This is a genomic window from Streptomyces sp. NPDC054757, from assembly GCF_053612185.1.
The window spans coordinates 105,334-124,555 of record NZ_JBSHBW010000023.1; the positions used below are offsets into that span (position 1 = coordinate 105,334).

Genomic DNA, 19,222 nt, shown 5'->3' on the forward strand with positions numbered 1-19,222 from the left:
GTACGGGGCACCTCGCGGCCGGGACCGCCGCAGCGTGCTGAGGCGTTGGCTGACCCTTTCGTACCCGAGGCCGTAGTGGGCAGTCAGCGGGTCATAGCCGTGTGGCCGTGCGGATCAGTCCGGCAAGGGCGAGGGAGCGGCTGTGCGCGGGCCAGGCGATGTGGGTGACGACGGGGGGTGCGTCGGTCAGGGGCACGGCCGTGTGCTCGGCCCATAGCCAGGCGCTGGCCGACTCGGGGAAGACGGCCACGGTGCGTCCGAGGGCGATCAGCTGGGCCAGCTGCGTCTGGTCGTGGATCTCGGGGCCCGGGCCGGGTGGGTACGTGCCGCGGCGGGACCAGCGGGCGAGCGGAAGACCGGGGATGTCGCTGACGTCCGCCAGGGACAGCGTCCTCTGCGCGGCGAGGGGATGTGAGGCGGGCAGGATCGCGATCTGTCCCTCGGCCATCAGTTCCTCGCTGTCGAACCCGGCGAGGGAATTGAACGGCGCGTGCATGAGCGCCACATCAGCGCGGCCGTCGCGCAGCATTTCTCCCTGCTCACATGTGCCGCTCGGCAGTACCTCGATCTCAGCGGCGTCGGGCTCGGCCGCGTAGGCGTCTAGGAGCTTGCGCATCAGCTCGTGGGACGCGCCGGCCTTCACTGCCAGTACCAGGCGGTTGCGGGGGCCGCCCGGACTGCCGGCGCCGCCGGCGCGACGGGTGCGGCGGGCGGCAGCGGTGGTCGCGTCGAGTGCTGCGCGGCCCTCGTGCAGCAGCGTCTCTCCGGCGCCGGTCAGGGAGACGCCGCGGCGGTTGCGTTCCAGCAGGGAGACGCCGAGGCGCCGTTCGAGCTGCTGGATCGCCCGGGACAGCGGTGGCTGGGCCATGCCGAGGCGCTCGGCGGCGCGGCCGAAGTGCAGTTCCTCTGCGACGGCCACGAAGTACCTCAGCTCACGGGTCTCCAGGGTGTCCATGGCCACAGCGTATCTCTGTGATACCTACCGGGTATGACAGGGCGCTGTGTCGGTATTGGATGCGCCGCCTGTCCGCGAGCGAACATCGACGGCATGAGCGAAACCATGAACAGACCTTCCGCGTCCCTGCCCGGTGGCACCTGGACCCTCGGCGATCTGACCGTCACCCGCTTCGGCTACGGCGCCATGCAGCTCGCCGGCCCCGGGGTCATGGGCCCTCCTGCCGACCGTGACGGCGCGCTCGCCGTCCTGCGCGAGGCCGCCGCCCTCGGGATCACCCATATCGACACCGCCGGCGCATACGGACCGCGCGTCACCAACCAGCTGATCCGTGAAGCGCTGCACCCCTGCCCCGAGTCACTGCACGTCGTGACCAAGGTCGGCGCGGTCCGCGATCAGCAGGGCGGCTGGATCCCTGCCCGGCAGCCCGAGGAGCTGCGCCGCGCCGTACGCGAGAACCTTGAGGACCTCGGCCTCGACTCGCTCGACGTGGTCAATCTCCGGCTCGGCGACGCCACGGGTCCCCGGCCCGGCTCGCTCGCCGAGCCCTTCGCGGCCCTCGTCGAACTCCAGCAGCAGGGCCTGATCCGGCACCTCGGAGTGAGCAACGCGACGGCGGAACAGGTCGCCGAGGCGCAGACGATCGCGCCGATCGTGTGCGTACAGAACATGTACAACCTCGCCTACCGTCAGGACGACGAGCTGATCGGCGAACTCGCCGCCAAGGGCATCGCCTACGTGCCTTTCTTCCCGCTCGGCGGCTTCACCCCACTGCAGTCCACGGCACTTTCCGCCGTGGCCACCCGGCTGGACGCGACACCGATGTCGGTCGCCCTGGCCTGGCTGCTGCGGCGGTCGCCGAACATCCTGCTCATTCCCGGCACCTCGTCGGTGGCGCACCTGCGCGAGAACGCAGCCGGTGCGGGACTCTCGCTCTCCGACGAGGAACTCGTGGAGTTGGACAAGATCGGCCACTAGGGCGCGTTTCGAAAGTAGCGCCGTCCGCCCGAAGGGCGGGGCCGACGGCGCCTGGCGCGTGCGATCGCAAGGCGGAGGATCGTCCTCGTACTGGACGTACTTGGACGACTCCGACAACGCGGCGAGCGTGCGTGCCAGGCGTCGTCGGCCAGGCGGGACTTTCGAAACACGTCCTAGCAGAGCGCGCAGCCCGGCCCCCGGCAAGACCGGGGGCAGTGGCGGATGACGTGATGCGGCCTGGTCAGCGGGACAGTACGCAGTCCCCGCACAGGGCCCCCGCGGCGCCGGGCGCGGCGCGGTAGATCAGGCAGCAGCTCCGCCGCCGGAACACTCCGTCGGGCCGCACGCTGCTCGCGTCGCGCAGTGGGGGCCGCGCCAGAAGCAGTGAGCTGATGGCGCGGGTCCGTGCGGTGAGGTTTGGGCGGCTTGCCGTGATCATGGTCGCGGCTCCGTTGACGGCCGATGCGGTGTTGCCCCAGAGGATGTGCGGGGAGACCGAGAACTCGGCCATCGCATGGGCGAGTTCGCTCAGGGGGCCGTCCACCAGACGACTGCCCAGCTCGGCGGCGAGCCGGGCCGGCGGCGCGGCTGAAGAGAGTTCGCCGGTGAGGGCCCCGACGGCAGAAGCCCCGTCAGTCACCGCCCCCTCGACAAAAGCCCTTTCGGTGAAAGCATCGGCGGGCAGCGACAAGGGGACCGGGCCGCCGGTCACAGGCTGCCATCGGAGGTCCGCGAGGCCGGGGGCGGGCACCAGCCCGTACAGCACGGCGGCGGCCAGTGCCGGTGACACCAGCCGGGCAGCCAGCCCCAGATGGGCGACGGATGCCGCGACCCGGGTCTCGACCGCCTCGGGCGGCTGCCCGCCTGCCGCGGCGAGCCACTCCCGTACGCCTGTCACCCGGGCTTCGAGCAGTGGGCCGGTGATCCGCCGCCAGGGCCCGGGGGGTTCCGTACCTGGCGGATGGGTCCGGACGCCGAAGAACGGGCCGAGCGCGGCGATCTCCTCGATCGCCGCGCTCGCCGTGGGTGGACCGCTCATGCCGGAACGGTGTCCGGCTCCTGCGAGGGGGCGGCGGCATCCGGTCGCATGGGCCGGAGCAGGCGCTCGGCCAGCGGGGCGAAGACCAGGCCGATGGCCGTCCAGAGGATGAGCTGGGCCGCGACCGAGTAGAAGCGGAAGTCGAACAGCACATCGGCCGGGAAGCCCGGGTAGACGATGTGGCCCTTCGGGTCGGTCAGCGGCAGCGGGGTCTCGGTGGCGTGATGGCCGAAGTTCTCCTTGTTGGACGCGAGATGGCCGAGCTGCGGCAGGAGCAGCATGACGATCCCGATCGCGACCACGAATGCGGCGCCGGCGAGGAGGGAGGCGTTCCAGTTGCCGAAGCGCGGCTGGAGTCGTCGGCCGAGCCACACCGCTCCCGCCAGGAAGGCCACGGAGCACACGACCATGATCAGATACAGGGCGCTGCGCTGCTGGATGGTGTCCTCGTGGCCGATCGCGGGCGGGTTGGCCGGGTACTTCAGGAACGGCACCAGATACATGCCGAGGAACCCGCCGGCGGCGACGAGCAGCGCCAGGGAGCGGGCCCGCAGACCGCCGGTGCGGCCCAGGCAGACGGTGTAGGCGACGGCGAACAGGGCGCCCATCGCCATACCGAAGAAGACGATGCCGACGCCGATGCCGAGGTTGGCCTGGATGGTGCGGCTGAACAGTTCGGGGCCGCCCGCCTCCGGTATCAGGCCGGCTGCCTTGTCGAGGGCGGCCTGGGCGGCATCGCGGCCGCTCTCGTAGTCGATGGCCTTGGATATCTGCGGCTCGGCGAAGATCCGCGCGAAGACGAAGGCGAGCAGGCCCGCGACTGCGCCGGCGAGAACGCCGCGCAGTATGAGCTTCTTTTCCATGTCGAGTTGTCCGTACGTCCAGATGCGGCGGAGGGTCAGTGGCAGGGAAAGCCGAGGAAGTGGCGGCCGTCGTGGACGAACTCGTGAATGTGCATGTCGTTGCCGAACACCGACACGGCCCCCTGGTCGACGCCGATGAAGTAGTAGACGGCCAGCGCGATCAGCGCGGTACCGACCAGCCAGAGAACGGACTTGGAGATCGGCAGGACAACCGGTGTGGCCACCGGACGGGATGTGGAAACGCTGCTCAAGGTGAGCCCTCCTTCTGGGATCGTGCGTCCCTTGCGTATGCGGGCGGAGTGAGGGCTCAGTGTCTGACTTGCCGGCCACCTTCCGGTGGCGTGGCTCACAGTGGCGCGACCGTGCTGGAATCTCACCAGCTTCCTTATGCCATCACTACACGCGCAGCGTACGGATCGCTTCTCCAGGCGGTCAATCAAGCCCATGCCAAATCCGGAGCAGGGCTGGGTGGAGCTCTGGAGGCCGGCCCCCGCGCCGTTGCGGTGACGGGCCGGCGGCGTACCTTATTGCATATACTTTGCAACTGCGTTCCGTATGCGAAAGAGGTTGTCGTGGGTTCTCCGGTGGTGCTCGGGATCGAGTCGTCGTGTGACGAAACGGGCGCCGGTCTGGTGCGGGACGGGCGATTGCTGGGGCATGCGGTGGCGTCGAGCATGGACGAGCACGCCCGCTTCGGCGGAGTGGTCCCGGAGATCGCCGCACGGGCACACGTCCACTCGTTCGTTCCCGTCGTGCGGGAGGCGCTGGAGCGGGCCGGGCTGCGGATGTCGGACATCGGTGCGGTGGCGGTCACCACGGGACCAGGTCTCTCGGGGGCGTTGCAGGTGGGTCTGGCCGGGGCGAAGACCCTGGCCTTCTCCCTGGGGGTGCCGTTGCACGGCGTGCACCATCTGGCCGGTCACGTCGCGGCCGACACACTGGAGCACGGGCCGTTGCCGGACCCGTGCATGGTGCTGATCGTGTCGGGCGGGCACACGTCCCTGCTTCTCGTACGGGACCTCGCGCGGGATCCGATCGAGCACCTGGGCGACACCATCGACGACGCCGCCGGGGAGTGCTTCGACAAGGTGGCCAGGGTGTTCGGACTGCCGTACCCGGGCGGGCCCGCCATCGACCGCACCGCGCGGGAGGGCGATCCGCGTGCCGTGGCGTTCCCCCGGCCGCTGAGCGGTCCGCGTGACGCGCGCTACGACTTCTCCTTCTCGGGGCTGAAGACCTCGGCCGCCCGCTGGGCCGAGCGGCACCGGTTGCAAGGCGAAGAGCTGCCGCTCGCCGACGGGGCGGCTTCGCTCCAGGAGGCCGTGGCCGATGTGCTGACGCGCAAGGCGGTGGCGGCCTGCCGCGAGCACGGGGTGGGAACACTCGTCGTGGTGGGCGGGGTGGCCGCCAACTCGCGGGTGCGGGCGCTGGCCGAGGAGCGCTGCCGGGCCGCCGGGATCGTGCTGCGGGTACCCCCACTGAAGCTGTGCACCGACAACGGCGCGATGGTCGCCGCCGTCGGTGATCTCCTGGTCCGGGCGGGGGCCGGACCGGCCCCGCTCGATGTCTCGGTCGATCCGTCCGCGCCGCTGGAGTACGCGGCCCTGCACCCCGTCTCCCGTACCGGTGCGAGAGCGGCGTGAACGCCACCGCACACGGCCGCCGGGCGGCGCGGGGGCCGGGATGTCGGTGAACTCGCCGTGCCGGGTCCGGCGCGCGGCGGCGGCATCGGGGCCGCGCTCCTCGACACTGTGACCGTGGACGCGCCCGGGGAACCCTGCCGCCTGCCGACTTCCCCGCGCACCGAAACAACTCTGGCCTGCCACCGGCGCCTTGGGCGGGTGCGGGCCACCCGTCCGGCGTCCGAAGGATCCGGAGGCGCGGCATTCTCCGGCCCCCGGCATCCAGACCAGCGCGGCCGTTCCCCCTTCCTGTCCGGCCCCCTTCCTGTCCGACCGATCCACCGGAGCACTGAACTTTGCGTACCGCCGACATCCGCAGCAGATTCCTCGACTACTTCGCCGAACGCGGCCACACGGTCGTCCCGAGCGCGCCGCTGCCCACCCCTGACCCGACGCTGCTGTTCGTCAACGCCGGCATGGTGCCTTTCAAGCCGTACCTGACGGGCGAGGCGGCCGCGCCGTGGGAGCGGGCCACCAGCGTGCAGAAGTGCGTACGGACCCTGGACATCGAGGAGGTCGGCCGCACCACCCGGCACGGCTCCTTCTTCCAGATGAACGGCAACTTCTCCCTCGGGGACTATTTCAAGGAGGAGGCCATCGCCTACGCCTGGGAGCTGTCCACGAACGCACGGGACGGCGGCGGCTACGGCCTGGATCCGGAGAAGATCTGGGTCACGGTCCACCACTCCGACTCCGAAGCGCGCGCCCTGTGGCGGCGGATCGCGGGGCTGCCCGACGAGCGGATCGTGGCCCGCGGGGACGAGGACAACTTCTGGTCGATGGGCGTACCCGGCCCCTGCGGTCCCTGCTCCGAGCTGTACTACGACCGGGGACCCGCACTGGGCCGCGAGGGCGGCCCGGCCGTCGACGAGGACCGGTACATGGAGTTCTGGAACCTCGTCTTCATGCAGTACGAACGCGGCGAGGGCCCCGGCAAGTCCGGCTACCCGATCCTCGGCGAGCTGCCGCGCCGCAATATCGACACCGGCATGGGCCTGGAGCGCATGGCCACCCTCCTCCAGGGCAAGGACAACCTCTACGAGATCGACGAGACGCGCCCGGTCCTCGACCGGGCCGCGCTGCTGGCCGGTGTCCGGTACGGGGCGGACAAGGAGACCGACGTACGGCTGCGCGTGGTGGCCGACCACGTCCGCACCGCGCTGATGCTCCTCGCCGACGGCACCGCTCCCGGCAACGAGGGCCGCGGCTACGTGCTGCGCCGCATCGTGCGCCGCGCGGTGCGCTCCATGCGCCAGCTCGGCCACCAGGATCCGGCCCTGCCCGAGCTCCTCCCGGTGGCCCGGGACTGCATGGCGCCCAGCTATCCCGAGGTGGCCGAGGCCTATGCGCGGATCAGCGACCAGGCGTACGGCGAGGAGGACGCTTTCCGTACCACCCTCAAGCAGGGCACCACCGTGCTCGACACCGCCGTGGCCAAGGTGAGGGCGGAAGGTGGGCGCACGCTGCCGGGCGCGCAGGCGTTCCTGCTGCACGACACCTACGGCTTCCCCGTCGACCTCACGCTGGAGATGGCGGCCGAGCAGGGCGTCGAAGTCGACCGTGCGGGCTTCACCGCTCTGATGAACGAGCAGCGCGAACGGGCCCGCGCCGACGCCCGGGCCCGTAAGTCCGTTGGCACCGCCGACACTTCGGCGCTGCGCTCCCTGCTGGACGCGCACGGGCCCACCGACTGGCGGGCCTGGTCCACCCTGACCACCGAGTCGCGGGTGCTGGGCATCCTGGGTGCCACCGGTCCGGTCCCCGTTGTCCGCGAGGGCGAGATCGCCACCGTGGTCCTGGACCGTTCGCCCTTCTATGCCGAGTCCGGTGGTCAGGAGAGCGATGCCGGCCGGATCTCGGGAGCCTCCGCCGAGGCCGAGGTCCTGGACGTACAGCGTCCGCTGCCCGGACTGATCGCCCACCAGGTACGGGTCACCGCAGGGGAGTTGACGGCGGGCGACGACGTGGTCGCCGCTGTCGACGCCGAATGGCGGCTAGGAGCCCGCCAGGCGCACTCCGGCACCCACGTCCTGCACGCGGCCCTGCGCGAGACCCTGGGCCCCACGGCCCTCCAGGCAGGCTCGTACAACCGGCCCGGCTATCTGCGCCTGGACTTCCCCTGGCGCGGCGGCCTCTCCACCGGCGTCCGCGGCGAGATCGAGGAGGCTGCCAACCGGGCCCTGCGCATGGACCTACCGGTCGGGGTCGAGTGGATGACGCTCGCCGAGGCCAAGGAGCGGGGCGCGCTGGCCCTCTTCGACGAGACGTACGGGGAGAAGGTGCGCGTCGTCGAGATCGGCGGGGCCTGGTCACGCGAACTGTGCGGCGGCACCCACGTCGAGCACGCGTCCCAGATCGGCACCGTCGCCCTGACCGGGGAATCCTCCGTCGGCGCCGGGATGCGGCGGCTGGAGGCGGCCGTGGGTATCGAGGGCTTCGGCTACCTGGCCCGCGAACGGGACCTGGTCTCCCTGATCGCCGGGCAGCTCGGCGCGCCGCGCGCGGAGCTGCCCGAGAGGATCGCCGGCCTCCTGGACCGGCTGCGGACAGCCGACCGCGAGAACACCCGGCTCAAGGCGCAGGGCACCGCGGCGAGGGCCGCGGAACTGGCCGCCGCCGGGGTGGACGCCAACGGCACCCTCGTCGCCACCGCCAGGGTGACCGGCACACCCGGCGACGCACGCGCCCTGGCTCTGGCCGTACGCGACCGCCTCCCGGCGAACCGCCCCGGCGCCGCTGCGGTCGCCACACAGGACGGCGCCCTGGTACTCGCACTCAACCACGCCGCCACCGAAGCAGGGCAGAACGCATCCACCCTGGTCAAGCGGGTACTTGACGGCCGCGGTGGCGGCTCCCCCGAGATCGCCCAGGGCGGTGGGCTTCCGGGTGAGCGGCTTGACCGCGTGCTGGCCGATCTGCCCGGGATCATCAGCGGTGGCTGACGGCGGGACCGGGGGTGCACAGGGATCTCCGGTGTGGTGGTGCGCTCCTTGACAGCCCCGTCACACCGGAGATCTCGCATTGTCCAGGTCCCCGTACCCACACGCTCGCGGTCCGTACGTCCGGCCGGCATCAGGACCTCGCGGCGGCCGGTGGCCCGGGGCGGTCCCGGAAGGGCTCCCCCGGCCGATAGCAGCACCGGGCCGCGATCGAGCAACGCCCCCAGGACCGGCCGCGCACCCGCACCATCGGCGTGTGCCCGTGCCGGCCTCGGGAGCGCGGCCCATGTCAGTGGGTGCCCGTGTCAGTGGGTGAAGGTGAACCAGTTGAGGTTGACGAAGTCCGAAGTACTTCCGGAGAAGACCAGGTAGACGTCGTGGACCCCGGTCGCGGGCGCGACGATGTTGGCGGGGACCGTCTGCCAGGCCTGCCAGCCGCCGTTGTTGGCGAAGTCGATCTCGGCGATCTTCGTGCCGGTGGTGCTGCCCAGTCGCACCTGGATCGCGCCGCTCACGCCGGCGGCGGCGCCCGAGGCGATACGGGCCCGGAACTGCCCGGGTGAGGCCGAACCGAAGTCCAGCGATGAGAACTTCAGCCAGTCGCCGTTGGCCAGATAGCCGACGTCCTGGCCGCCGCCGGAGTCGGAACAGCTCTCCGTGGTGGTGCCGCTCTGGGACGCGTAGGACTCGGCCTGGATGGTGGTGTAGGCGCTGGTGCCCGTGCCCCCCGGACCCGATCCGGCGCCCGCTCCCAGGGAGATGGTCCACGAGGTGGGGGCGTTGTCCTGGATGTGGCCGTCGACGGGGGCGGAGCCGGTGGGGCCGACGTCGTCGTACGGGAAGGCGTAGCCGATGCTCGCGTACTGGTGGACGAGCCGGGCGTAGTGATTGGTGACGGGGTCCGTGTAGTACTGCGACGGGGCCACCCCGTCGGGCTGGTTGTTCCCGCCGGAGACCAGGAGGCTGCTGCGGTTGAGCGCGGCGGAGAGGCGGGCCGCGATCGCGCCGCGCGCGTCGCCACCGGAGTTGTAGAGCGGTCCGGAGGCGCAGCCGAAGATGTCGGTGGCGCTGGGCTTGGTGAACGGGACGCCGTTGGTGTTCAGTCCGGAGAAGACGATGGCGCCACCGGAGACGGTGCCGGTGTACGAACCGATGCTGCCCTGGCCGTTCACCTTGAGAGAGGTGGACGCGTACCGGGTCCACACTCGGTTGAGGTAGTCGTCCCAGTAGTTGCCGAAGTCCACCGGGGAGTGCGAGGGCGCCATGACCCGCAGCACTCCGCCGGAGGAGTCGCTGACCACCAGCCTGTCCCAGGGCGCGCCGTCGGCCGCGTGCTGGGCTTTCAGGCCGGAGGCGATGGAGGCGAGGGCGCCGCTGGGCAGCGGGCTGACCGTCTGGTTGCCGCCGCTACCGGTACTGGACATGGAGACCGGCAGCGCGACCATGTCGACGTAGGAGATGTTGGCGTAGAGGTTGGCGCTGTTGAAGGTGAACTCGCAGAAGGTCCAGTTCGTCGCCCAGTTCGGGTCGGAGCTCACCAGTGCCGGCTGGACCACGCCGGGTACCGTGCCCGGGTTGACGAAGAACTTGAGCTTCTGGCCGACCGAGAACCAGACCCGGCCTCCGATGATGTAGTCGTTCAGGGGCACCGTGGTCGCAGCCGACCCCGAGGCACCCAGCGTGATGGAGTAGTCGGCGATCGGGGTGACCGGGGATGAGGGGTTCGGCAGCCGGTTGACGGTGCCGTTCGCGGAGACGAAGACCGGCCAGCCGCTGCTGTCCGTACCGGAGATGTACGCGTACACCGTGTTACTGCCGGAGTTGTTCCGGAGCGACACCGGGAGCGAGGCGCCCGCTGCCGCCGCCCTGGAGACGAACGGCGACAGTGGGGAGAGGACGGTAGCGGCGGCGGTCGCGCCGGCCGCGTTGAGGAAGGTACGTCGTGAGACCACTGGCCCTCCCGAGGCATGACGGCCCATCAGGAACGTCATAGGTGGGGGTGTTGCCGTGATGCGACCGTGACAGTATTGGATTGGACCAATAGGGGTCAAGAGATGTGCGGGATCAGTCCGGGTCGGTGTCCCTGTCCGGGTCGGTGTCCCTGTTCTGCCGATAGCCACCTGCGGCCCCCGGAAGGCACGCATCACAGCAATCTCCACGACAACCGCCCAGGACCAAGGGCGGGTACCGTGCGCGGGCAGCGGCCGCAGTGTCAGCCGGCACTCCCACAGGCACCCGGCCAGGGTGGAGCTGAGGCAGCCCACGGCGCGCAGCTGGTCGTGGTCGCGGGTCATGCCGGCGACCATGCCGATGCGATGGACGCGCCGCCCGCGGGCGGGGATGCAGCCCCACTCGAAGTCCTCGGCGGTGTCCCGTGGAGTGGGGGGGCCTGCCCGCACGATGGGGCAGGTCATCCGAACCGGCTTTTCCTGTAGGGGAGTTGAGAAGGATGTCACTGTGCCCAGGCCTTGTCCGGAAGAGCGAAGACCCTCGTCACCACCCGGTGTGACCAAGCCCGCTACTTGGCACAGGGGAACGTTCGTGACCTGCGCTGACGCCAAGTAGCTCCAGCAATTGGCGGTACGGAATCCGAGAGATAGTTGGCACATTGGTACACCGCAGGTCAGGGGGTGTTCCGCCGGGAGCACGAGGCCCGCTTCCCCTTGCGTCCGGAGACCCCTGCGTGCGTCCGACGGAGTTCAGATCCCGCCACACCTTCTCTGCTGATGAGCCGTATGGTGATGCATCCAGAGCACTACGTCGCAGACCCGAAGCGCACTGACTGTCGCGGGAAGATTGGCGGCCTGCCGCAGGGCAATCAGTTCTAGGTGCAGCGCATGGTTGTCGGCGTGCAGGGCGCCATGCAAGTCGAGCCAGAACGACTTCGGCCGGCCGAGGATGCAGCGAACAACCTGGTCGTAGACGGGCAGCAGTCGCGGCCGCTTCCGGGCGAGGAGCTTGCCAGCCGTCACCCATCCGATTCCGGGCTGATCAATGAGAACGCGCCAGGCAGTATGCGCGGGCGACCCTTCGGTCAAATCGGCGGCTTCGGCCTCGACCATGTCGAGGCCGGATGGCACACCCCTCAGCAGTTTGGACAAGCGGAGACCCAGTTCGCCCTCGAGAAGGTCCAGGGCGGCCTCCGCAGGAATCCTGACGGACAGGGTCTGCACAGCTATCAAGTCATCGGCGGTCAGTACGTTCGCAACCGGCTCACGATCTCCTCCGCCGGCCAGATGCTCGAAACGACTACCGGTGAACGGCACTGCTTCATGGAAATGACTGGTGCCGAAGTAGCGCTGGAGATTGGGCACAGCCTGATCGGAGGCGATGAGGCTGCTGAGTCGGCGAGTGAGCGGCGATTGACTCAACGCCGCAACCAGACGGCGAAGGCGTCGACGAGGCCAGCGTAGAACCGCTCGTCGGGCACCGATCCGGGGTTCTTGCTCGCGTCGTAGAAGGCGACGTTGGTGAAGGTGGCGGAGGTGGACGCGTTGAGGTTCTTGTAGAACCCGAGCTTGCCGCGTCCGAATCCGACGAACAGCCAGAACACTCCCAGTGATGCGGTGTTCTGCAGCATGGAGCGCACCTCAGCCTTGTCCCAGGGCTCATCGCCAACCTGGGTCACGATGAAGGCGGGATCAGTGGCTCCGGATTCCTGATAGTGCTGTACCGCGCGACGCATCGCCTCGGCGACGTTGCCCCATCCCCAGTCGACCTGGGTGTGCAACTGCCCAATACGACCACGGTAGTTGTCCAGCCGGATCTCTTCCAAGAACGGCTGTTCGCCGCTGGAGAAGATCACTGGCACCGTGCCGTCGTCGTCGAGGTTGGCCGACATCGCCAGAACGCGTTCGGCGAAGGCCTGCACCGCGAACGACTCGTACAGCTCCTCCATATGCCAGTCGTGGTCCAGGATCAGGTAGACCGCGGCCCGCCGGTCCGAGATGTTCCGGTCCGTGAGGGCCTTGCCGGCCTGGCGTGCCGGAGACAGCAGTCCGGGGGCCAGCTGTTGGACCTTCGACAGATCCACCGCAGGCCCCCCGGGGCGTGAGTGCCGATGTCCTTGTGCAGGGAGGGGCGCGGGGGTGGAGGCCGTCGGCTCGGATTCGACATCGACGCCGTAGTCGGTCGCGAGACCTGCCAGGCCCGAGGCGTAGCCCTGGCCCACAGCACGGACCTTCCAATCGGTATTTCGTCGGTAGAGCTCCGCCAGAACCACGACCGTCTCCCCGGATGTGAAGTCCGGCGCGGTGAACGACAGAACGGACGAGTTCGGCTGGGTGATGGTCAATGACGGTGCGCGGGTGAAGACGGCACCTGGCTGCAGCGGGTCGGCGCTCGCCACGACAACCATTCGGTCAACGTCAGCTGGGACGCGCGCGAGGTCGGCGGTGACTGCGGACCCGGCGATTGATACGCCGTCTTGGACTGGGTGGTTATAGAAGACCAAATCGTCATCGCTACGGACTCTGCCGTCCGCTCCCAGCAGCAGTGCCGAGACATCCGAAGCAACACCTCGAACGGACACGTCCAACACCACGGGGGCCGGCTTCAGCCCCGCGTTCTCGCCTTTTCGTAACGACGTCGTGTGCATCATCGCCCCCTTGATCGCCGAGAGAGTAACGCTAGACCCCTCCTGCGCAACCGTCCCGCGTTTGGACGAGATTCGCCCCTGTTGACGCCTACGCTCACTGCCCGCCCACTGGGCTGCAAACTCCCTCACGAGCGGATGTTCCCCGCATGCACTGCCGAAGCATGTGTAAGTGCCACACTGTGCCCTCGGGGAAAGGGGTGGAACATGGGATTTGGTTTCCGTGTCGGTGTGCCGGGGCTGAGTGTGCGGGTCTCTACGCGTGGCGTGCGGACCTCTGTCGGTCCGCGTGCGGCACGACTCAGTGTGGGGAGCGGCGGCGCCAGAGTCTCGACGGGGTTTGGCCCCTTCTACGCGTCGAGCTCTCTACGCGGCAGTAGCCGACGGACGACCACTCGGCGTACCACCCGGTCTCGATCGGTCGCCCCTTCGGCCGCACAGCTCGAACGCACACGTCGTCAGGCCGAAAGGGCACAACAGCAGGCAGCACGCGACGCCGCCATCGCTCAGCTGCAGGAGCTGAGACGACAAATGACCAGCATGCATCTGCAATCCTTCGCCGCCGCGCAACCACCCCAGATCTCGACCACCCCGCCGCTAGGGCTTCCTTGGGCACTCGCCGAGGCCCAGGCCTTTCATCTCCAAGGCGTGGGCAGGCTGGCGCGCGCCGAGCGCGCTGCGGCAAAGCAGCGCGCTCAACAAGACGCTTCCGCCTACCTAGCCGAAGAAACAGCACGCCTCCACGCTGTCCGCGCGCAGTTGGTCACCGAGGCCGACCAGTGGTGGCACGCACTGCTCTCCAACGACGAGGCCACCGTCTGCGAGGCAGTGAACACCGCCTTCTCCGACAACCCGGCCGCCGGCTGCGCTGTCGGCGTGGACGGCGCGGTTCTGTCGGTCGTCATGCGGCAGCAAGACCTCGACACGATGCCCACCCAGACCGCGGGCCTGACACCCAGCGGGCGTCCGACTCTGAAGAACCTCACCAAACGCGACCGCACCCTGTGGTGGCTGACAGCCATGGGCTCCAACATCGTCGCCACTCTCAAAGAGGGTTTCGCAACCGCCCCCGCGATCACAGCCATCGACCTGGCCGTCATGACTCGCCTTCCTGATACGCAGCGACTCGGCTTCGTCGCCTACGGCAGGTGGACACGCCACGCCATCGAATCCACCCCCTGGCGGGATGCCGAGGACGCCCTGCGCTTCCTGGACATCGGGCAAGACGTCGCCTGCTCCGTCACCACCACGTCCTCCGGCAATCTCTCCAGCACGATCAAGCCGCTCAGCGCTACCCGTGTCCCCGGCCTCCAAGACCTGCTGGACCACGCGCAGGACGACCCCGATCCCGACGAACCGTCGCTCGCCGACCTGGACATCACCCTCGGCTCCAACGCGCCTCCGGACCACCGGACCCCGCTCGGCGACCCGTACCAGATCAGACCGTTCGCCGAGTGGAAGCAAATCACCGTCCCGCCGGCACATCCCGCGCCCGCTGGGCCGAGCGCGCCCACCGTGCTCATCCCCGGCCAGACCCTCGTCCTGCCCGAAGAAGCATGGCAGGGACTACGCGCCTCCTTCAGCTTCGCCGGTGCCGACGCCGACCTCACCCTGTTCCTCCTCGACAGCAACGGCCTGGTCTCAGGAGACGAGGACTTCGTCTTCTACAACCAGCCCTCCGCTGCCGACGGTTGCGCCCGTCTGCTCGGCAAACAACAGGAGGGACCCCGCACCGTCGAACACGCCACCGTCCATCTCTCCGCCCTGCCCGAGCGAGTCCAGCATGTCGCGGTCGCCATCAACATGGACGTCGACACCGGCCTGACCTGCGGATCCCTCACGGCGGCAAACTTCAACCTGGACTGCGCGAACGGCACCACCTGGACCTTCAGGCCTCCCGCCGACCCGTCCACCCGGGCCATGGTCATCGCCGAGCTCTACCGACACAACGCCAACAGCCAGCCAGTATGGAAGCTTCGAGCCCTCGGCCAGGGATGGGCAGACGGCCTCGATGGCCTGGCCCGCGCTTATGGAGTCGACGTCGAGTAGGCGGACAGGGAGCGGCCTTCTCGTGTATGCCCTCCATCAGCCTGCCCCACGGCTTCCCGAAGTGGAATACCGTCTATGGCTACTTCGCCCACTGGCAGCTAGACGGAATCTTCGAGCATCTCACCGGGGTGCTCCGGCACCTGGTTCCTGACCAGTGGTCCCACTCCGAAGCAGGCGATTTAGTTGACACATCGGTGCACGCTGGCGGGCTAGCGCCGTGCCCCGTGCCGAAGGCTTGCACACTCGATGCGGGCTGGAGAGGGGCCGGGACTGCAACTCCGCCTCGCTCCGACCTGTTTTACACAGAACCAGGCTGCGAGAGGGACGTCTCCGTCAGCGTCTGGGAAATTGACCGTTGAACAGCAGGTTCAAATACTCGAAAGCGGAGTAGGTACTACCTGCCTGCTCAGCATCGACGGCCTTTCGAGCCCGCGTCGCCGCAGTGTGCAGATTCGACAAGGTGCTCGTCCGTGGCGCCGCGCCGGAGCACACTGAGAACCGGCTGGCCTTCCCCTTGGGGTCGTTCATGTCCGCCAGCTGGATCTTGTCCAGCCATTCGAAGTAACCACAGAGGTAGGCAAGAGATCGGAGGGACGTCTGCACCTCCATGTACTGCGCTGCGCGCATCTCCAGATAGAAGGAGGAGACTGGCACCGCGTTGAAGTACTTCCAGGCTTTGGCGTCTCGCTCGCTCTGCAGAGGTGTCAGCCGTTCCAGGAAGATGTCGAAGCCCTGGGATACCGAGAGTGCCATCGCGTCTTCTACCGTCCCGTCGGTAGTGCCGTCTCGTCAACGGCATAGGTCTGTCCACCACTGTCGATGTTGCGGCGGGCCTTCTTGTAGGCGCGCCTGTTCGGCGGCTCGGCCGTCTTGTTCTGCTCATCCCGCCGTGCTGTGATCTCGGCCAGCACCTACCGCGCCTCCTCGATGCCGAAGTAGGGCAGGTCGACTTCCCTGGCCTGGCGAGCCGCCGTCTGAATCTCCAGATAGGCGTTGGCGGACGCGGCAGCCTGGTTCACTCGGTGCGAGGCGTTGACCGTGGTGAGGATGGCGCCGAAGCCGGACGCCACGAGGGCGATCACGCCGGCAGCCACCCGCCCTGTGGCCGAGACGAGAACGACGGTGCCCGAGATAGCCGCCAACCCGCTCGCCGGCAGGCCGAGCCAGAGGTTGATGCCGCGCCACTGCTTGGTCATCTCGAACTGCATCTGCCCGCTGTACAGAGCGCTTTCCTCAAGCCGACTCAACTCGGCCTCAATGGCGCTCCGGCGGGCTGCATCCGTCGTGCCGTCAGGTTCTGCCATGCGAACAAGGTACGAGTCAGCACTGACATTGGACGCCTGATGGAGGTCCTGGGGCAGACCGGCCAAAGCCAACTGCACCAGTTACATAACTCAGTTGAGCAACCGAAACTACCCCCGAAGGGAATCAGGAGGGCGTTGTGACGCCCTCCTGATGAGCTTGCGCCCCGCCGGTGCCATCCAGCCGCACACCGACATGTGTAGGCAGGTCGTTCGGGGTGGTGCTTCAGACGGCCAAGGCCACCAGAAAGCGGGAGACCATGTCATACGCAGCGACCGTGGCGACCGCTTCTACCGTTTCGGTCTCGCCGAACAGGCGCTTGAGCTCTTCGATGACGTGCGCGTCCACTTCGACCTGCTTCGTGGACTGGTCGGTCAGTGCGAGGAGGGCGAGCTCTTCTTCGTTGAAGACCGCGTCAGCCGCGCTGGGCTCCTTCAGGGCTTCGCACTTCTCTTCCGTACCGCCCGCTGCCAGGTAAGCCGGGTGGCGCACACACAACCCGCCTATCGCCGCACCCGGGGCATCCCCAGCCCGATCCACGAGATGATCTCCCGCTGGATCTCGTTGTTGCCGCCGCCGAAGGTGAAGATGACGGCCGAGCGGTACCCGCGCTCCAGTTCGCCGTGGAGCACCGCGCCCGCCGAGCCCTCCTTGAGGGGACCCGCCGCGCCGATGACCTCCATCAGCCAGGCGTAGGCGTCCCTGCGGGCCTCCGATCCGTACACCTTGACCGCTGACGCGTCCTGCGGGGTGAGCGTGCCGTTCTGTACGGCGTTGACCATCTGCCAGTTCAGCAGCTTCATCGCGTCGAGCCGGGTGTGGGTGCGGGCGAGGCGGCCGCGTACCCAGCCGAGGTCGATGACCCTGCGCCCGCCGTCGAGCTCCGTCTCGGCGGCCCACCGCTGGACGTTGTGCAGCGCCCGGATGGCCATGGTGCCGTGGGCGGCCAGGGTGACCCGCTCGTGGTTGAGCTGGTTGGTGATCAGCCGCCACCCCTTGTTCTCGTCGCCGACCCGGCGGGATGCGGGGACCCTGACGTTCTCGTAGTAGCTGGCGGTGGTGTCGTGCGAGGCCAGTGTGTTGATGAGGGTGCAGGAGTAGCCGGGGTCGTCGGTCGGGACCAGCAGCATGGTGATGCCTTTGTGCGCGGGGGCCGCCGGATCGGTGCGGACGGCGAGCCACACCCAGTCGGCGGTGTCCCCGTTGGTGGTCCAGATCTTCTGGCCGTTCACCGTGTAGTGCCCGGTGGTCTCGTCGCCTTCCCGCTCGGCGCGGGTCCTGAGCGCGGCGAGGTCGGTCCCGGCGTCGGGCTCGCTGTAGCCGATCGCGAAGTCGATCTCGCCCTTGAGGATCTTCGGCAGGAAGTACGACTTCTGCTCGTCGGTGCCGAACTGCATGATCGTCGGGCCGACCGTGTTGAGCGCCATCAGCGGCAGCGGCACACCGGCCTGCGCCGCCTCGTCGAAGAAGATGAACTGCTCCATCGGGGAGAGCCCGCGCCCGCCGTACTCCTCCGGCCAGCCGACCCCCAGCCAGCCGTCACCGCCCAGCCGGCGCACCGTCTCCCGGTAGAAGCGCTTCTGCGCCGCCGGGTCCGCGTACCGGGCGTACGCGTTGTCCGGTACCAGGTCGGCGAAGTACGCGCGCAGCTCGGTACGCAACTGCTGCTGTTCGGGGGTGTATTCGAGGTGCACGGCCCCTCCTCGGTGCGGCGGCTGATCGAGGGCACAGTAGAACGTGTTTCACTCTTTTGGAATGGCGAGGGACGTTCCTTCTTCCCCGTCCTGCCCTGCCGGAGGGCGGCCGCTGCGGTGCATGGGGGCGGCTGTGCCGGGCAGCCGATGCGACAGGGGGCTCCGGCCGTTGCACCCTGGAGCCAGGGTGCGGCGCGGGCCGCCCCTGACCGAGGCATCATCCGGACGAGGCAAGGAATGATTGTGAACGCGGTTCCCACCATCACCCTGAACAACGGCGTCCAGATCCCCCAGCTGGGCTTCGGTGTGTTCCAGATCGAGCCGTCCGACACCGTGGCGGCGACGCTGGCCGCGCTGGAGACCGGCTACCGGCACATCGACACCGCCGAGATGTACGGCAACGAGAAGGAGGTCGGCCAGGCGGTACGCGAATCGGGGCTGGACCGCGATGACGTCTTCGTCACCAGCAAGCTGAACAACGGCCACCACGCCCACGACGACGCACTCAAGGCTTTCGACCAGACGCTCGCCGATCTGCGTTTCGACTATCTGGACCTGTTCCTGATCCACTGGCCGCTGCCCGGTGTCGGCGACTTCGTCGAGACCTGGAGGGCCATGGAGGAGATCTACCGCTCGGGCCGCGCGAAGGCCATCGGGGTCTCCAACTTCCAGCCGCACCATCTGCGGCGGCTCCTCCAGGAGACCGAGATCGTCCCGGCGGTGAACCAGATCGAGGTCCACCCCTATCTGGCCCAGGACGAGCTCCGCGCGTTCGACGCCGGGCACCGGATCGCCACCGAGGCGTGGTCACCGATCGCCCAGGGCAGGGTCCTGGACGACCCGACGATCACCGGAATCGCCCGGCGGCTGGGCCGCACACCGGCCCAGGTCACGCTGCGCTGGCACATTCAGCGCAACGACATCGTGTTCCCCAAGTCCGTGACACGCTCGCGCGTCGAGGAGAACTTCGCCCTCTTCGACTTCGAGCTCACCGAGGCCGACATGGCCGCCATCACCGGCCTGGACCGCGGCGAGCGCACCGGCCCCGACCCGGACACCTTCAACCACGTGCCGTAGCCGGGATGGAACGGCCGGGCCCTGTGGGCAGCGGTCCCGGTGGTCGTGCG

The 19,222-nt window shown here is 68.8% G+C and carries 17 protein-coding genes, 1 pseudogene and 1 riboswitch; of the genes and pseudogenes, 5 read left to right on the top strand and 13 right to left on the bottom strand.

Annotation, left to right across the window (positions count from 1 at the left end; genetic code table 11):
• Positions 1 to 91: 91 nt before the first annotated feature.
• Entirely contained in the window at positions 92 to 955 is an 864-nt protein-coding gene (locus ACWGKJ_RS25165) for a LysR family transcriptional regulator (protein ID WP_385021924.1), read from the bottom strand.
• Positions 956 to 1,060: 105 nt separating this feature from the next.
• On the opposite strand from ACWGKJ_RS25165, the gene ACWGKJ_RS25170 reads away from it, so the two are divergent.
• Positions 1,061 to 1,933, top strand: a complete 873-nt coding sequence (locus ACWGKJ_RS25170; protein ID WP_385021927.1) for an aldo/keto reductase family oxidoreductase — start codon at positions 1,061 to 1,063, stop codon at positions 1,931 to 1,933.
• A gap of 241 nt (positions 1,934 to 2,174) precedes the next feature.
• On the opposite strand, the gene ACWGKJ_RS25175 is transcribed toward ACWGKJ_RS25170, so the two are convergent.
• From ACWGKJ_RS25175 to ACWGKJ_RS25185, 3 genes are read right to left on the bottom strand one after another with little or no spacing between them, the layout of a single operon-like run.
• Positions 2,175 to 2,972, bottom strand: coding sequence for a (2Fe-2S)-binding protein (locus tag ACWGKJ_RS25175; RefSeq protein ID WP_453315820.1), 798 nt, complete (start codon positions 2,970 to 2,972; stop codon positions 2,175 to 2,177).
• Positions 2,969 to 3,835: a CbtA family protein gene (locus ACWGKJ_RS25180; RefSeq protein ID WP_385021933.1), complete on the bottom strand. Its 867-nt coding sequence runs from the start codon at positions 3,833 to 3,835 to the stop codon at positions 2,969 to 2,971. Before ACWGKJ_RS25180 ends, ACWGKJ_RS25175 begins: the two co-directional genes overlap by 4 nt.
• A 35-nt stretch (positions 3,836 to 3,870) precedes the next feature.
• Positions 3,871 to 4,086 (bottom strand): CbtB domain-containing protein, encoded by a 216-nt coding sequence (locus tag ACWGKJ_RS25185; protein ID WP_385021936.1) that lies wholly within the window; start codon positions 4,084 to 4,086, stop codon positions 3,871 to 3,873.
• A 36-nt stretch (positions 4,087 to 4,122) separates the two neighbouring features.
• A riboswitch (cobalamin riboswitch) is annotated at positions 4,123 to 4,245 on the bottom strand.
• A gap of 162 nt (positions 4,246 to 4,407) precedes the next feature.
• Between ACWGKJ_RS25185 and tsaD the strand changes: the two genes are divergently transcribed.
• Both tsaD and alaS read left to right on the top strand, forming a co-directional pair.
• Positions 4,408 to 5,478: a tRNA (adenosine(37)-N6)-threonylcarbamoyltransferase complex transferase subunit TsaD gene (gene tsaD, locus ACWGKJ_RS25190; protein ID WP_385021939.1), complete on the top strand. Its 1,071-nt coding sequence runs from the start codon at positions 4,408 to 4,410 to the stop codon at positions 5,476 to 5,478.
• Positions 5,479 to 5,813: 335 nt separating this feature from the next.
• Positions 5,814 to 8,459, top strand: coding sequence for an alanine--tRNA ligase (gene alaS, locus ACWGKJ_RS25195; protein WP_385021942.1), 2,646 nt, complete (start codon positions 5,814 to 5,816; stop codon positions 8,457 to 8,459).
• Positions 8,460 to 8,625: 166 nt separating this feature from the next.
• Here the strand turns inward: alaS and ACWGKJ_RS25200 are convergent.
• The 4 genes and pseudogenes from ACWGKJ_RS25200 to ACWGKJ_RS25215 all read right to left on the bottom strand — a co-directional run.
• Positions 8,626 to 8,739 (bottom strand): annotated as a pseudogene (locus tag ACWGKJ_RS25200) (IS630 family transposase); the annotation flags it as partial.
• 22 nt (positions 8,740 to 8,761) lie between these two features.
• Positions 8,762 to 10,408 (bottom strand): beta-1,3-glucanase family protein, encoded by a 1,647-nt coding sequence (locus ACWGKJ_RS25205; RefSeq protein WP_385021945.1) that lies wholly within the window; start codon positions 10,406 to 10,408, stop codon positions 8,762 to 8,764.
• Between the two features lie 747 nt (positions 10,409 to 11,155).
• A complete protein-coding gene (locus ACWGKJ_RS25210; protein ID WP_385021948.1) occupies positions 11,156 to 11,770 on the bottom strand; it encodes a DUF6308 family protein in 615 nt (204 codons plus the stop codon).
• A gap of 53 nt (positions 11,771 to 11,823) precedes the next feature.
• Positions 11,824 to 13,053, bottom strand: a complete 1,230-nt coding sequence (locus ACWGKJ_RS25215) for a VWA domain-containing protein (RefSeq protein ID WP_385021951.1) — start codon at positions 13,051 to 13,053, stop codon at positions 11,824 to 11,826.
• Positions 13,054 to 13,581: 528 nt separating this feature from the next.
• On the opposite strand from ACWGKJ_RS25215, the gene ACWGKJ_RS25220 reads away from it, so the two are divergent.
• On the top strand, positions 13,582 to 15,099 hold the full coding sequence (locus tag ACWGKJ_RS25220) for a TerD family protein (protein WP_385021954.1): 1,518 nt from the start codon (positions 13,582 to 13,584) through the stop codon (positions 15,097 to 15,099).
• Between the two features lie 333 nt (positions 15,100 to 15,432).
• Here ACWGKJ_RS25220 and ACWGKJ_RS25225 read toward each other — a convergent pair whose 3' ends face one another.
• From ACWGKJ_RS25225 to ACWGKJ_RS25245, 5 genes are all read right to left on the bottom strand, one after another.
• On the bottom strand, positions 15,433 to 15,852 hold the full coding sequence (locus ACWGKJ_RS25225; RefSeq protein ID WP_385021957.1) for a hypothetical protein: 420 nt from the start codon (positions 15,850 to 15,852) through the stop codon (positions 15,433 to 15,435).
• A gap of 8 nt (positions 15,853 to 15,860) precedes the next feature.
• The gene (locus ACWGKJ_RS25230; RefSeq protein WP_385021960.1) at positions 15,861 to 16,010 is read right to left on the bottom strand and encodes a hypothetical protein; all 150 of its coding nucleotides are present in this window, start codon (positions 16,008 to 16,010) and stop codon (positions 15,861 to 15,863) included.
• On the bottom strand, positions 16,011 to 16,403 hold the full coding sequence (locus ACWGKJ_RS25235; RefSeq protein WP_385021963.1) for an SLATT domain-containing protein: 393 nt from the start codon (positions 16,401 to 16,403) through the stop codon (positions 16,011 to 16,013).
• Between the two features lie 223 nt (positions 16,404 to 16,626).
• Positions 16,627 to 16,893: a hypothetical protein gene (locus tag ACWGKJ_RS25240; protein ID WP_385021966.1), complete on the bottom strand. Its 267-nt coding sequence runs from the start codon at positions 16,891 to 16,893 to the stop codon at positions 16,627 to 16,629.
• Positions 16,894 to 16,904: 11 nt separating this feature from the next.
• Positions 16,905 to 18,095, bottom strand: a complete 1,191-nt coding sequence (locus ACWGKJ_RS25245; protein WP_385021969.1) for an acyl-CoA dehydrogenase family protein — start codon at positions 18,093 to 18,095, stop codon at positions 16,905 to 16,907.
• 243 nt (positions 18,096 to 18,338) lie between these two features.
• Here ACWGKJ_RS25245 and ACWGKJ_RS25250 point away from each other — a divergent pair, with 243 nt between their 5' ends.
• Entirely contained in the window at positions 18,339 to 19,172 is an 834-nt protein-coding gene (locus ACWGKJ_RS25250; protein ID WP_385021972.1) for an aldo/keto reductase, read from the top strand.
• Positions 19,173 to 19,222 lie beyond the last annotated feature (50 nt).

Bases quoted from the DNA above. Each gene is read 5' to 3' on its own strand.
- ACWGKJ_RS25170 (WP_385021927.1), top strand. From the start codon at position 1,061: ATGAACAGACCTTCCGCGTCCCTGCCCGGTGGCACCTGGACCCTCGGC.
- ACWGKJ_RS25215 (WP_385021951.1), bottom strand. From the start codon at position 13,053: ATGCACACGACGTCGTTACGAAAAGGCGAGAACGCGGGGCTGAAGCCG.
- ACWGKJ_RS25165 (WP_385021924.1), bottom strand. From the start codon at position 955: ATGGACACCCTGGAGACCCGTGAGCTGAGGTACTTCGTGGCCGTCGCA.
- ACWGKJ_RS25225 (WP_385021957.1), bottom strand. From the start codon at position 15,852: ATGGCACTCTCGGTATCCCAGGGCTTCGACATCTTCCTGGAACGGCTG.
- ACWGKJ_RS25180 (WP_385021933.1), bottom strand. From the start codon at position 3,835: ATGGAAAAGAAGCTCATACTGCGCGGCGTTCTCGCCGGCGCAGTCGCG.
- ACWGKJ_RS25175 (WP_453315820.1), bottom strand. From the start codon at position 2,972: ATGAGCGGTCCACCCACGGCGAGCGCGGCGATCGAGGAGATCGCCGCG.
- ACWGKJ_RS25235 (WP_385021963.1), bottom strand. From the start codon at position 16,403: ATGGCAGAACCTGACGGCACGACGGATGCAGCCCGCCGGAGCGCCATT.
- ACWGKJ_RS25220 (WP_385021954.1), top strand. From the start codon at position 13,582: ATGACCAGCATGCATCTGCAATCCTTCGCCGCCGCGCAACCACCCCAG.